This window comes from Pseudomonas cerasi (assembly GCF_027983475.1).
Taxonomy (GTDB): domain Bacteria; phylum Pseudomonadota; class Gammaproteobacteria; order Pseudomonadales; family Pseudomonadaceae; genus Aquipseudomonas; species Aquipseudomonas cerasi.
Genome location: NZ_JAQJVM010000003.1, coordinates 764,748 through 780,848 on the forward strand (window position 1 = coordinate 764,748; position 16,101 = coordinate 780,848).

Consider the following 16,101-nt stretch of genomic DNA (forward strand, 5'->3'; position numbering starts at 1 on the left):
CGGTTATCGCTGCCTTTTGTATGCGGCCAGGCCGACCCTTTGCGAGAAGAAATGTATGGCATTTGCCCTGACCGCTGCGCAACGCAATATCTGGCTGGATCAGATGACCCAGGGCGACTCGCCGTTATACAACATCGGCGGCTATATGGAGATCGATGGTGCCGTCGATTCCGTGTTGTTCCAGCAGGCCGTGGACCTGTTGATTGAAGAACACGATGCTCTGCGCATGGTCCTGCTTGACGAACGTGACGAGGAGGGCTTGCCGCTACAGGCCTTCGCCTCGAGCATGCCGCAGTGTATGACTCCGATCGACCTGCAAGGGCATGACGACCCGCGTCAGGCAGCCGAACACTGGGTGCAGACCCGGCTTGAAAAAGCGTTCAGGCTCGAGGGTGGGCCACTCTACCGAATGCATTTGCTCAAACTCGAAGAGCAGCGCTTCTACTTTGTGTTTTATACCCACCACATCGTGCTCGACGGCTGGAGCATCGACGGTGTCTGTACGTACCTCAGTGAGATTTACAATGCGCTGCTCAATCAGCGCACGCCTGACGTTGCGGCGCCGTCCTATGTCGATTTCATCAAGGACGACCTCAAGTATCGCGGGTCGCGACGTTTTTCGCTCGATCAAGCCTACTGGCTGGACAAATACCGTGAGATCCCCGATCCGTTGCTGACAGCGCGCCCGCGCCAGGTCTCTATTCAGAACCAGACAGCACACAGCCGCAGCGGCCACATCAGCTCCGGTCTTGACCGTGGTCTGGAGCAGCAGATCGACGATCTGGCGCTTCGACTGCAAGCCTCTTCGTTCCATGTTTTGCTGGCAGTGCTGTACGTGTACTTCACCCGCGTCTACCAGCGTGATGAACTGGTCATCGGCCTGCCGATTCTCAACCGCTCCAATGCCGGCTACAAGAAGACCCTGGGGCTTTTTACCCAACTCAGTTCGGTGCGCCTGAAATTCAGTCCAGACCTGCCGTTCGCAGAACTGGTCCAGGGTATATGTCGGGCAGTCAAGCAGGATTACCGCCACCAGCGGTTCCCGGTCAGCGACCTCAACCGGCTGCTGGAATTGCGCCGTACCGAGCGTACCCAATTGTTCGATCTGACGTTCTCCTATGAGCGCCAGAACCTTCCGCTGCATTTCAATCAGGCAGCCGCCAGCACTACCAAGTGTTCGAACAACCACGAACAGACGCCGCTAGCTATCTACCTGCGCACCAACGCCTGCGAAACTGAATCGTGGATGCACTACATCTACAACGAGGCGTTTTTTCAGCACGACGAGATTGTCCTCCTTGCCGAGCGCTTGCAGCGTGTTATGGAGCAGGGGCTGACGAATGAACAACTCCCGGTGAACGGGTTCTCGCTGATCAGCGAGACCGACACCTCCCGGGTTCAGGCGTGGAATGCCGATCAGCCACATTTCGCCGATGACCTGACTATCCACCAGCAGTTCGAAGCACGCGCTACAGAACGACCAGACGCCGTGGCGCTGGTATTCGAAGATCAAACCCTGAGCTACGGCGAACTCAACGCCCGCGCCAACCAGGTCGCGCATCGCTTGCTCGCGCTGGGTGTGCTCCCTGATGATCGCGTGGCGATCTGCGTCGAGCGTGGCCCGGCGATGATTATCGGCTTGCTGGGCATCCTCAAATCCGGTGCCGGTTATGTACCGCTGGACCCGGCTTACCCACTAGAGCGCCTGGCCTATACCCTCGGCGACAGCACGCCAGTGGCATTATTGAGCCAACAGTCAGTACAACAAGCGTTGCCGTTATCTGAAGTGCCGCTGATCTATCTCGACGACGCCGACCTGCAGAACGAATCCGTGTGCAATCCGCAGGTAGCGGTCAAGTCCAGCGACCTTGCCTATGTGATCTATACCTCCGGCTCCACCGGTCTGCCCAAGGGCGTAATGGTCGAGCATCGCAACGTTGCACGACTGTTTTCGGCCACGGAAGACTGGTTCGGCTTCAGCGAACAGGACGTGTGGGCGCTGTTCCACTCGTTCGCCTTCGACTTCTCGGTCTGGGAAATCTGGGGCGCATTGCTGCACGGCGGCCGCCTGTTGATCGTGCCGCAACTGGTCAGCCGCTCGCCAGAAGACTTCTATAGGCTGCTGTGCAGTGCCGGTGTCACGGTGCTCAACCAGACGCCAAGTGCGTTCCGCCAACTGATTGCGGCTCAGGGCGAAAAAGAGCAGACACATTCGCTGCGTCAGGTGATTTTCGGTGGTGAAGCGCTGGAAACGGCGATGCTCAAACCGTGGTACGCCCGAAAAGTGAATGCTGCTACACAACTGGTAAACATGTACGGCATCACCGAAACCACAGTGCATGTGACCTATTACCCGTTGCAGCCTGGAGACGCGCAGCGCGTTGGCGCCAGCCCGATTGGCAAGCGCATTCCCGACCTGCAGCTGTACCTGCTGGATGCTTATGGCCATCCGCTGCCACCAGGCGCGGCGGGCGAGTTGTACGTGGGCGGGGCAGGCGTGGCCCGTGGCTACCTCAATCGCGATGAATTGAACGCGACGCGCTTTCTCGATGATCCATTCGCCCCGGAACCCGGGGCGCGAATGTACCGCTCTGGCGATCTGGGTCGTTGGTTGCCGGACGGCAGCCTGGAATACCTGGGCCGTAACGATGAACAGGTGAAAATTCGTGGCTTCCGTATCGAACTGGGCGAGATCGAAGCTCGATTGAGCGCTTGCAAAGGCGTGCGTGAAGCGGTGGTCGTGGTGCGTGAAGACGAACCGGGCGACAAGCGCCTGGTGGCCTATGTCATCGGCACGGCAGACCTGGAACCGGACGCTACCTGGTTGCGTGAACAGCTGCGCCTGTCGCTGGCCGAGCACATGTTGCCGAGCGCTTTTGTCAGCCTGGAGGCTTTCCCGCTGACCGCCAACGGCAAGCTTGATCGCAAGGCACTGCCGCTGCCCGTGGCCGAGGCCTATGCCCGGCGTCAATACGAGGCCCCGCAAGGCCTGACGGAAACCTGCCTGGCCGGGTTGTGGGCCGAGTTGCTGGGCGTCGAGCAGGTAGGCCGTCATGACCAGTTCTTCGAATTGGGTGGGCATTCGATGCTGGCGGTGAAACTGATCGAACGCATGCGCGACATCGGTCTGAATGCCGACGTGCGCGTGCTGTTCGGCCAGCCGACCCTGGCCTCGCTGGCGGCAGCGAGCGGCAATGTCACGGACGTGCAGGCGCCCACCAATAAGATTCCCGCCGACTGTCGGCACATTACCCCCGACATGCTGCCTCTGGCCCGACTCACCCAGGCTCAGATCGACCGTGTGGTCGCCACAGTGCCGGGCGGTGTGGGCAACGTGCAGGATATCTATGGGCTGGTGCCGTTGCAGGAGGGCATTCTTTATCACCACTTAAGCAGTGAGGAGGGTGATCCGTACCTGTTGCAGGCGTTGTTGCGGGTCAATAGCTTCGAGCAACTGCTGGACTTCACGGAGGCCTTGCAGCAAGTCATTGACCGTCACGACATTCTGCGAACGGCGGTAGCCTGGGAAGAGCTCGACGAGCCAGTGCAGGTGGTCTGGCGTCAGGCACGGCTGCGCGTCGAGGCGTTTTTGCCGCATCCGGAGCAGGGTGATGTCGCGGCCCAATTGCAGGCACAGTTCGATCCACGACGGATACGCATGGATCTGCATCAGGCACCGATGATGCGCCTGCATTACGCAGAGGATCCCGTCAACCAAAACTGGGTGGCGGTGTTGCTGTTCCATCACCTGATCGATGATGCCACCTCGCTGGCTTTGCTGGGCGCAGAGATCGAGGCGTTCAGACAAGGGCGCGGCAACCATCTGCCAGCGTCGGTACCGTATCGCAATCATGTGGCTCAGGCGCGATTGAGCATGAGCCGCGAGGAGCACGAAGCGTTCTTCCGCGACATGCTCGCCGATGTTGACGAGCCGACCCTGCCGTTCGGCCTGCAAGACCTGCAAGGCGACGGCAGCGGAGTCGACGAAGCCCTGCTACCGGTTGACCCGGAGCTGGCCGAACGTCTGCGCGCCCATGCCCGACGCCTCGGCGTCAGCAACGCCAGCCTGCATCACCTCGCGTGGGCTCAGGTGATCGGGCGCCTGTCAGGGCGTCAGGACGTGGTCTTCGGTACTGTGCTGATGGGCCGCCTGCTCAGTGGTCAAGGCGCCGAACGGGCCTTGGGCATGTTTATCAATACCTTGCCATTGCGCGTCGCGGCCGGAGAGCAGGGCATTGAGGCTGCAGTGCGTACCACCCACGCACGGTTGGCGGCGCTGGTCAGTCATGAGCATGCACCGTTGTCACTGGCCCAGGGATGCAGCGGCGTGGCGGCACCGACACCGTTATTCAGTGCACTGATGAACTACCGCCATGTCGCGGTCGGCGCCCAGACACCTCAAGAGGCAGGGCAGACCAGGCTTTGGGGCGGTGTCGAGGTACTCGGCGGTGAAGAGCGCACCAACTACCCACTGTCCTTGTCGGTGGACGACCTCGGCGAATCCTTCGGCCTGACCGTTCAGGCAGTGGCCGGAATCGGTGCCCGGCGTATCTGCGGTTACATGCACACCGTGCTGGAGCAACTGGCCGACGCGCTGGACAGCCGGCCCGATGCACCCTTGCACAGCCTCGACTGGTTGCCCGTGCACGAGCGTCGCCAATTGCTGGAAGACTTCAACGCATTCGACTGCGGCTACCCGCAAGACGTTTTGCTGCACCAGCTGTTCGAGGCCCAGGCGGCTGCGCAACCCGACTCGGTGGCAGTCACCTACGAAGGCCAGCAACTGAGTTACCTCGAGCTCAATCAGTGGGCTAACCAGATTGCCCATCGGTTGATCGCCGAAGGCATTGGTGCTGATGACCGGGTGGCGATCTGTGCGGAACGCAGTCTGGAAATGATCGCGGGCCTGGTGGGCATTCTCAAGGCCGGCGCAGGCTACGTACCACTCGACCCTTCTTACCCTGCGGAACGTCTGGCCTACATGCTTGAGGACAGCGCACCGAAAATGCTGCTGACCCAACGCGGTTTGCGCGAGCGCGTTGCGCAGGCCGTCCTGCCGGTGTTGCTGCTGGAGGCTGATGCCCGCGCCGAGAGCGGTATTGACCGCACGCCGACGACCAATCCGCAGCTTGCGGGGCTTGGCGCGCAGCACCTGGCTTACCTGATCTACACCTCTGGCTCTACCGGACAGCCCAAAGGCGTGGCCATGCCCCATGCGCCGCTGGTCAATCTGATGCATTGGCAGATCGCCCAGACTGTCGAGCACGGTCGCCCGAGGCAACGCATCTTGCAGTTCGCCGCGCTGGGTTTTGATGTGGCCTTTCAGGAAATCTTCAGCACCTTGTGTGCAGGTGGCGAACTGTCTCTTATCCACGGTGATACCCGTCTGAATTTCCGCCGCCTGTTCCAACATATTTGCGAGCAGCGTATCGAACGCCTGTACATGCCATGTATTGCCCTGCAGGCATTGGCCGAGGCGGTAGTCGCTGAACCCGAACAGACTGATTGCCTGTTGCAGGACGTAATCACTGCCGGTGAGCAACTGCGAATCACCGAACCGATGCGGCAGTTATTCGCCCGTTTGAACGACGCCCGCCTGCATAACCACTACGGCCCGACCGAGTCCCATGTGGTCACGGCGCTGACCCTTGAGGGTGACCCGCAGGCCTGGCCGACCTTACCAAGCATCGGTCAGCCGGTGGCCAATACCCGCATTTACCTGCTCGACGAACACATGCGCCCCGTTCCGGTGGGCGTCGCGGGTGAACTGTACATCGGCGGTGCGTGTGTCGCGCGTGGCTACTTGAACCGTGATGAACTGACCAACGAACGCTTTATCGCTGATCCGTTTGCCGCCAGCGATGTCGGCAACCCACACGCGCGCCTGTACAAGACCGGCGACCTGGGTTGCTGGCAGGCCGACGGCAGGATCGTCTATCTGGGCCGTAACGACGATCAGATCAAGATCCGAGGTTTCCGTATCGAACTGGGCGAAATCGAGGCGCGTCTCGGTCAATTTCCAGGTCTGCGCGATGCAGCGGTGCTGGCCCGCGAAGACGTTCCCGGTGAAAAGCGCCTGGTCGCTTATTTCAGCGTGCACGCCGGGCAGGTGGTGCCCGAGGCCGACCAGATGCGTCTGCATTTACAGGCGCTGCTGCCGGATTACATGATCCCCGCAGCCTATGTACACCTGGAAAAACTGCCGGTCTCGCCCAACGGCAAACTGGATCGTCGCGCGTTGCCGCAGCCATCAGCCGATGCCTTCGTCAGTCGCGACTATCAGGCCCCGATCGGCGACACCGAAATCATGCTGGCTGAGCTCTGGGCCGACGTGCTGAGTGTTGAACGCGTCGGTCGGCAGGACCATTTCTTTGAACTGGGTGGTCACTCGCTGCTGGCGGTGAAGCTGATCGAGCGCATGCGTCAGGCTGGCCTGAGTGCCGATGTGCGCGTGCTGTTCGGCCAGCCCACCCTTGCTGCACTGGCGGCGGCGGTGGGCGGCGGCATCGAGATCGAAGTGCCCGCCAACGGCATTCCCGACGGCTGCGAGCACATCACCCCGGACATGCTGACCCTCACCACACTGGACCAGTCGAGTATCGAGCGTATTGTCGCCAGCGTTCCCGGTGGCGCAGCGAACGTGCAGGACATTTACCCGCTGGCACCATTGCAGGAAGGCATTCTTTATCACCATCTCGCCGCGGAGCAGGGCGACCCGTATCTGCTGCAAGCAACCTTCGCCCTGCATGATCCGGCGCACGTACGACGCTTTGCCGAAGGCTTGCAGGCAATGATCGATCGCCATGACATCCTGCGCACGGCGCTGGTCTGGGAAGGTCTGAAACAACCGCTGCAAGTGGCTCTACGCCGGGTCGAGCTGTCGATTGAGCAAATCACCCTGGCACCGGGCGGCGGCGATATCGTCGCCCAGATGCAACGCCGTTTTGATCCCCGCGAGTACCGCCTCGATCTCAGTCAGGCCCCGCTGGTTCACCTGGCCTTTGCCCAAGACCCGGAGAACCAGCGCTGGGTGGCGATCCTGCTGTTCCACCACATTGCCCTCGACCACACCGCGCTGGACGTGATGAGTGCAGAAATGCTCGCTCACGTGCACGGCAACGTGGCGCAAATGCCGGCGGCGATGCCTTACCGGAATTATGTGGCGCAGGCCCATCTTGGCGTGAGTCGCGAACAACATGAAGCATTTTTCCGCGAGATGCTCGGCGATGTCGATGAACCGACGCTACCGTTCGGTCTGCTTGAGGTGCAGGGTGACGGGCAGGGCATCAAGGAGGTTCGCCACGCGCTTGAGGCTGATTTGTGTCAGCGCCTGCGCACTCAGGCGCGGCAACTGGGGGTGAGTGCAGCAAGCTTGCATCACCTGGCCTGGGCGCGAGTGCTGGGCAGCGCCAGCGGGCGTGAAGACGTGGTATTCGGCACGGTGTTGCTGGGGCGCATGCAAAGCGGCCTGGGTGCCGACCGCGCCTTGGGCATGTTCATCAATACCTTGCCGCTGCGGGTCGATGTCGGTACGTGTGCAGTGCGTCAGGCCGTGCGTCAGACCCACGCCCGTTTGACCGCATTGCTCGGCCACGAACACGCGCCGCTGGTGCTGGCGCAACGTTGCAGCGCAGTGGATGCAACGTCGCCGCTGTTCAGCGCGTTGCTCAACTATCGCCACAGCCCGGCACGCGAAGCCAGCGGTGGCGAGCGTTGGGCGGATACCCAGGTGCTCGGCGTACTCGAACGGACCAATTACCCGTTGACCCTGTCGGTGGACGATCAAGGCGAAGGCTTCCTGTTGAACGTACAGGTAGCAGCCGGTTTCGATGGCCAGCGGATCTGCGACTATATGCAGACCGCCCTGAGCCATCTGGTTCAAGCCCTTGAATCGGCACCGGACTCAGCAGTGCGCGATCTGCCAGTGGTGCCGGAAGCCGAACGGACGGAGCTGCTGGTGGCGTTCAACGACACCGCGCGGGACTATCCGCAGCAACAGACCGTGCATAGCCTGTTTGAAGCTCAGGTGCGGGCGTGCCCCGAGGCTTGTGCGGCAATCCACGACGGCGTTGCCTTGAGTTATGCCGAGCTCAACACTCGGGCCAACCGTCTGGCGCGGCATCTGCTGGGGCTTGGTGTGCAGCCGGGTGACAGTGTGGCGATTTTGCTGGAGCGCAGCCATGACCTACTCGCCAGTCAACTGGCAGTGCTCAAGTGCGCGGCGGTGTATGTGCCGCTGGACATCAATGCACCGGTCGAGCGTCAGGCATTCATGGTTGAGGACAGCCAGGCGCGTGTACTGCTCACTCACAGCCAAGTGTCGCTGGAAACCGCTGCACAGCGTGTCGATCTCGATGGTTTGCCCCTGAACGATCTGAAAGACACTGATCTGGCGTTGCCGCAGTCAAGCGAAAGTGTTGCCTACATCATGTACACCTCTGGTTCGACGGGTGTTCCGAAAGGTGTGCTGGTGCCGCATCGGGCCATAAGCCGTCTGGTGATCAACAACGGTTATGCCGATTTCAACGCTCAGGACCGCGTGGCGTTCGCTTCCAACCCTGCATTTGACGCCAGCACGCTGGATGTCTGGGCACCGTTGCTCAACGGCGGCTGCGTGGTGGTGATCGGGCAGAACGACTTGCTCTCCCCATTGAACTTCCAGCGCCTGCTGCTGGAGCAATCCGTAACCGTGCTATGGATGACCGCCGGTTTATTCCATCAATACGCTTCGGGGCTGGGCGAGGCTTTTTCGCGCTTGCGCTACCTGATTGTTGGCGGTGATGTGCTGGACCCGGCCGTTATAGGCCGGGTGTTGGCGAATGATCCGCCACAGCATCTGCTTAATGGCTATGGCCCGACCGAGGCGACGACCTTTTCCGCGACCTGCGAGATTGTTTCGGTCGGCAATGGCTCGATTCCTATTGGCAAACCCGTGGGCAACAGCCGCCTGTATGTGCTCGGTAGCCAAGGCCAACCCGTGCCGTTGGGCGTGCCCGGCGAGCTGTATATCGGCGGGCAGGGTGTCGCCAAGGGGTATTTGAATCGGGATGAACTGACCCTTGAGAAATTTGTTGCCGACCCGTTCGACAGCGACCCACAGGCACGCTTGTACCGCACCGGCGACCTGGTTCGCTGGCGTGCCGATGGCAATCTGGAATACCTGGGTCGTAATGACGATCAGGTGAAAATCCGTGGTTTCCGCGTTGAACTGGGTGAAATAGAAGCACGCCTGGCCGAGCATTCGGATATTCGTGAAGCCGTGGTGCTGTGCCGTCAGGATGAGCCTGGCGACAAGCGTCTGGTGGCTTATGTAACCGCGCTGCAGCCTGAAACCGCGCTGGACATCGAACACCTGCGTAACCATCTGCAAGGCTTGTTACCGGACTATATGGTGCCGGCAGCCTACGTGCAGCTCGATGCGCTGCCGCTGACCGCCAATGGAAAGCTTGACCGCAAGGCGCTGCCAGTGCCGGATGCGCAAGCGCTGATCAGCCGTGGTTACGAAGCACCGAAAGGTGAGGTCGAAGTGGTGCTGGCCGAGATCTGGGCCGAGGTACTGCAGGTCGAGCGGGTTGGTCGCTACGATAACTTCTTCGATCTGGGCGGGCACTCTCTGCTGGCCATGCGCATGGTGTCTCAAGTACGCCAACAGCTGGGCGTTGAATTACCGCTGGGCGAGCTGTTTGCACTCGGTGAACTGGCAGCGGTGGCCACAGCGCTGAATGGCGTGGCGCGCAGTGAACTGACAGCGATCCTGCCGGTGAAGCGTGATCAGCCAATGCCATTGTCCTTCGCCCAGCAAAGGTTGTGGTTCCTGGCACAGATGGACGGCGGTAACGAAGCCTATAACATCCCGATGGCACTGAGCCTTGTGGGGGCGCTCGACGTCACCGCCCTAGCCCGAGCCCTGGCACGTATCGTCGAACGCCATGAAACCTTGCGCAGCCGATTTGTGACCTGTGAAGGCGCTGCGCAAGTACTGTTCGTGCCCACCTGCGCAGACGCCGGGCTGTCTGTCGAAGACATTCGTCATGCGCCTCATGGCCTGGAAGAGTTTATTCGGGTCGAGGCGGTAGCACCGTTCGATCTGGCTAACGGCCCGCTGATTCGCGCTCATTTGCTGCAAGTGGCCGACGACCGTCATGTGCTGCTGATGACTGTGCACCATATCGTCGCCGATGGTTGGTCGATGGCTGTACTGAGCCAGGAACTGCTGAAGCTGTACCCGGCGTTCTGCCAGGGACAGCCCGATCCACTGCCGGCGCTGGCGATCCAGTACGCCGATTACGCGGTATGGCAACGTCGCTGGCTGTCCGGCGAACGCCTGCAACACCAGGCCGCCTATTGGCATCAGGCACTGGAGGGAGCGCCGACGCTGCTCACGTTGCCGACTGATCGGCCACGTCCGGCGCAGCAGGACTTCGCCGGTGCCAGCCTTGCCGTGCAACTGAATGCAAATCTGGCAGCAGACCTGCGCAAACTGGCACAACGTCAGGGCGTCACGCTGTACATGGCGCTGATGGCCGCCTGGGCGACGACACTCACGCGCCTTTCGGGTCAGGCCGACGTGGTGATTGGCAGCCCGGTGGCAGGGCGAGGTCATACCGAACTTGAAGACCTGATCGGCCTGTTCGTCAACACCCTGGCGGTGCGCATCGACACCTCGGGCAATCCGAGCGGCGAGGCGCTGCTGGCCCGGGTCAAGGCCCGCGTACTGGAAGCACAGGAGCATCAGGACCTGCCGTTCGAACAGGTTGTGGAAGTCGTTCGCCCGACACGCAGCCTGGCCCATCCTCCTTTGTTCCAGACCACGCTGAACTGGATGCCGGGAAAAAACGTTGCCGATTCGCTTGGCGACCTGAGAGTGGAGCCGGTCGAGCAGAACAGTCAGGTGTCCAAATTCGACCTTTCGCTGAACCTGAGCGAGCAGGGCGAGACGCTGGCAGGGACGCTGGACTACGCCACGGCGCTGTTCGACGAAACCACGGCGCAACGGTATCTCGACTATTTCATGCAGATCCTCGAAGCCCTGGCGGCTGATGAGCAGACGCATCTTGATCGCATCCCGCTGGTCGGCGAAGAGGAACGCCGTTACCTGCTGGAAACGCTCAACACGACGGCGCTGGCGCAAGTTAATGACGAGCAGACCGTGCATGCCATGATCGAAGCCCGGGCCGCCAGCGCGCCAGAAGGTGTAGCGGCTCAGGTGGGCGAGCATTGCCTGCACTACGGCGAGATGAATCAACGCGCCAACGCACTGGCCCACCACCTGATCAGTCTCGGCGTAGGTGTCGATGATCGCGTGGCGGTCATGGCCCGTCGCGGGCTGGACACGCTGGTGGCCATGCTCGCCGTCCTCAAGGCAGGCGCAGGCTATGTCCCGGTCGATCCGTCACACCCTGACGAACGCATTGCCTATCTGCTGGCCGACAGCGCACCCAAAGTACTGCTGACCCAACAGGCTCTGATGAACCGTGTGCCGCAAACGTCTGCACCGGTCATCGCCTTTGACCGCCCTGAATGGCCGCAACGCCTGGAAAACCCGCAAGTGGCGGGGCTCAACCCCACGCATCTGGCTTACGTAATCTACACCTCCGGCTCCACTGGCCAGCCAAAAGGCGTGATGGTCGAGCACCGCACCCTCGGCAACCTGATCGACTGGCATTGCCAGGCCTTCGATCTCCAGGCTGGCAGCCATACCGCCAGCGTCGCTGGCTTCGGTTTCGACGCCGTGGCCTGGGAAGTCTGGCCGGCGCTGTGTGCCGGGGCGACCCTGCACCTGCCGCCTGCGGACTTGGGTAATGAACAGATTGATGCACTGCTCGACTGGTGGATCGCTCAACCGCTGCAGGTGGCTTTCCTGCCAACGCCGGTCGCCGAATATGCCTTCAGCCGCGACCTGTCTCACCCCACCTTGCGTACGCTCTTGATTGGTGGCGACCGTCTGCGCCAGTTCCAGCGCGATCCGGGCTTTACCGTCATCAACAACTATGGCCCGACCGAGGCCACGGTGGTCGCCACGTCGGGGCGTTTGCTGCCCGACGGCAGACTCGACATCGGCACACCGATTGCCAATACCCGCGTGTACCTGCTCGACGAGCATCAACAACTGGTGCCGCTGGGTGTGGCGGGCGAGCTGTACGTCGCCGGAGAAGGCGTGGCGAGGGGGTATCTGAACCGACCGGAGATGACCGCCGAGCGCTTTCTGCGTGATCCGTTCCACGCTGACGCACGGATGTACCGCACCGGCGACCTGGCACGCTGGAACGCCGATGGCACTCTCGACTACCTGGGGCGTAACGATGATCAGGTGAAGATTCGCGGCGCGCGCATCGAACTGGGCGAGATCGAAGCGCAGCTAAGCCGATTGCCGGGCATCGAAGAAGCGCTGGTGCTGGCCCGAGAGGACGAACCGGACCAGCCAAGGCTGACGGCTTATTTCATCGAGCGCGACGGTTCGCTGTCGACGCCGGTGGCAGAACTGCGCTCTGCCTTGCTGACAGTGCTGCCTGGCTACATGGTGCCCAGCGCCTTCGTGCGTCTGGACGCCTGGCCGCTGACGGCCAATGGCAAAGTCGACCGCAAGGCCCTGCCAATGCCGGATCGCGACGCGCTTCCGGATCGGGAGTACGAGGCACCCCAGGGGCCGGTGGAAATGGCCGTGGCCGAGATCTGGAGTTCGTTGCTGCACGTCGAGCGGGTGGGTCGTCATGACCACTTCTTCGAGCTGGGCGGGCACTCGCTGTTGGCCGTCAACCTGATCGCGCAAATGCGGCGCCAGGGGCTCGATGCCGATATTCGCACCCTGTTCACACAGCCGACGCTGGCCGCGCTGGCTGCGGCGGTGGGTAGCCTGAATGAAATAACAGTCCCGCAAAACGCCATCCCGGACGACTGCAAGCGCATTACGCCAGAGCTGCTGCCACTGGCCGATCTCGACCAGGCCGCCATCGACCTCATTGTCGCCAGCGTGCCCGGCGGCGTGGAAAATGTGCAGGACATCTACCCGCTGGCACCACTGCAGGAGGGGATTCTCTACCACCATCTGGCTGCCGAACAAGGCGATCCGTACGTCCTGCAAACGGTATTCGAGACTGCTGACCGAACGCGTTTGAATGCCTTTGTCGATGCCTTGCAAAGTGTGATTGATCGCCACGACATCCTGCGAACTGCAGTACTTTGGCAAGGCCTGGAAACACCGGTGCAGGTTGTCTATCGTCAGGCTCGGCTGTTGCTGGAGCAGGTCGAACTCGACCCGCTAGAGGGGCCGATCATGGAGCAACTGCAACAGCGCTTCGACCCTCGCCATTCGCGGCTGGACATTAGCCAGGCACCACTTCTGCGGCTGATCTTCGCCGAAGACCAGCCCAACCAGCGTTGTGCGGCGATCCTGCTGTTCCATCACATGGTCCTCGACCATACAGCGATGGAGATTGTGCTCCACGACATGCAGGCGCATCTGCTGGGGCAGGCTGACCAACTCGAAGCAGCCATTCCGTATCGTAACTATGTGGCCCAGGCTCGCCTGGGTATAAGCCGCGAGGCCCACGAAGCGTTTTTCCGCGAATTGCTCGGTGACATTGACGAACCGACGCTGCCGTTCGGGCTGCTGGATGTGCAAGGGGATGGCCGCGATGTTGAAGAAAGCAGCCTGACACTGGACCGGCAGTTGAACAGGCGTCTGCGCGCCCAGGCACGGCAGCTGGGGGTAAGCGCCGCAAGTCTGATGCATCTGGCTTGGGCTCAGGTATTGAGTCAGGTATCGGGCAGGCACACCGTCGTATTCGGCACCGTGTTGATGGGCCGCATGCACAGTGGCGAAGGCGCCGAACGGGCGTTGGGCATGTTCATCAATACCTTGCCGCTGCGCGTCGATCTGGCCGGGCAGGGGGCACGGGACGGCGTACGAGCGACCCATGCCCGACTCACCGCATTGCTCGGTCATGAACACGCGCCGCTGGTGCTGGCGCAGCGTTGCAGCGGCGTGGCGGCACCGTTGCCACTGTTCAGCGCGCTACTCAACTACCGCCACAGCAGCGTGGCAGAACCCACCAACGAATCGATCGAGGCCTGGCGCGGCATCGACGTGCAGAATGGTGAGGAGCGCACCAACTACCCGTTGACCTTGAACGTCGATGATCAGGGTGACGGTTTCAGATTTTCAGTGCTGGTGACCGGCAAAGTCGGTGCCGGGCGAGTCTGCGGGTACCTGCAGACCGCGCTGGAAAATCTGCTTGTTGCGCTGGAGCAGTCACCGGACGCCGCGCTCGAAAGCCTGCCTATCCTGCCTGCTGCCGAGCGTGAGCAGTTGCTGGTGCAGTTCAACGACACCGCGCTGGATTACCCGCACGAACAGACCATTCACGGGCTGTTTGAAGCACAGGTCGAGCGCACACCGCAAGCCATGGCAGTGGTTCATGGCGAACAACGCCTGACCTATCGCGAGCTTAACGAACAGGCCAACCGCCTGGCCCATGCCTTGCGCAAGCAGGGTGTGCAGCCGGATTCGCGGGTCGGGATCTGTGTGGAACGCGGTGTGGAGATGGTCGTCGGGTTGCTGGCGATCCTCAAGGCGGGCGGCGGTTACGTGCCGCTCGACCCGGCTTACCCGGTAGAACGAATTGCCTACATGTTGCAGGACAGCGCGCCTGCCGCTGTGCTGGCGCAGTCGGCGACTGAGGCGTTACTGGTCGACGTATCGGTACCTGTGATCAATCTTGATGCAAGCAACTGGCAGGACGAATCCGCCCGTAATCCGCAGGTGCCGGGGCAGACCTCAGCGCATCTTGCTTACCTGATCTACACCTCAGGCTCGACCGGCCTGCCGAAAGGCGTGATGATCGAGCACCGCAACACCGTTAACTTCCTGACCTGGGCGCACACGGCATTCGACGGCTCTGCGCTGGAAAAAACGCTGTTCTCCACCTCGCTGAACTTCGACCTCGCGGTCTACGAGTGCTTTGCGCCGCTGACCTCGGGTGGCAGCATCGAGGTGGTCACAAACGTGCTGGAACTGCAACACGGCGAGCACGATATCGGCCTGGTCAACACCGTACCGTCGGCGCTGAAAGCGCTGCTGGAAATCAACGGTTTGCCAGAGTCGGTCCATACCGTCAACGTCGCAGGAGAAGCACTCAAGCGCAGTCTGGTGGAAAACCTGTTCGAGAAAACCAGCGTGCAGCGCCTGTGCAATCTCTATGGCCCGTCGGAAACCACCACTTACTCAAGCTGGGTGGCGATGGATCGCGAAAACGGCTTCGCTTCACACATCGGCAAACCAGTCGGCAATACACAGTTTTACCTGCTGGATGAGCAACGACAGCCCGTGCCACTGGGTGTTGCCGGAGAGATCTACATCGGCGGCGCGGGCGTGGCCCGCGGCTACCTGAACCGTGACGACCTGACTGCCGAACGCTTCCTCGCGGATCCGTTCAGCCGGCAGCCCCAGGCACGTATGTATCGCACCGGCGACCTGGGTCGCTTCCTGCCAGACGGCAATATCGAATACCTGGGCCGTAACGACGATCAGGTGAAGATTCGCGGCTTCCGTATCGAGCTCGGCGAGATCGACGCGTGTCTGGCCAGGCATCCTGCCGTCCAGGATACGGTAGTCACCGCTCGTGAAGACGTCCCCGGTGACAAACGCCTGGTGGCGTATTACACGGTCCGGTCGGCGCAAACGGAACCAGCCATCGACAGCCTGCGCGGCTGGCTGCTAGGGCAGTTGCCGGCCTACATGGTCCCGGTGGCTTACGTGCGTCTCGATGCATTGCCTCTCACCCCCAACGGCAAACTTGACCGCAAGGCGCTCCCTGCGCCGGGCGAGGGCGCGTTGATCAGCCGTGGCTACGAAGCTCCGCAAGGCGAGAGAGAAGTACTGATCGCCGATATCTGGCAAGACTTGCTGGGTGTGACGCAGGTTGGCCGACATGACCATTTTTTTGAGCTGGGAGGTCACTCCCTGCTCGCCGTCAGCCTGATGGAACGCATGCGTCAGGAAGGCCTGGAGGCCGAGGTCAAGTCGCTGTTCAAACACCCCACCCTCATGGAATACGCAGCAACAACGGAAAGAATGGAGATTGTTCTGTGAGCATGATTGAA

At 61.5% G+C, this 16,101-nt stretch carries 1 protein-coding gene; it reads left to right on the plus strand.

Going from position 1 to position 16,101, the window contains the following annotated elements; translation table 11 throughout:
* Positions 1-55 precede the first annotated feature (55 nt).
* On the plus strand, positions 56-16,090 hold the full coding sequence (locus PI739_RS19320) for a non-ribosomal peptide synthetase (RefSeq protein WP_271352104.1): 16,035 nt from the start codon (positions 56-58) through the stop codon (positions 16,088-16,090).
* Positions 16,091-16,101 lie beyond the last annotated feature (11 nt).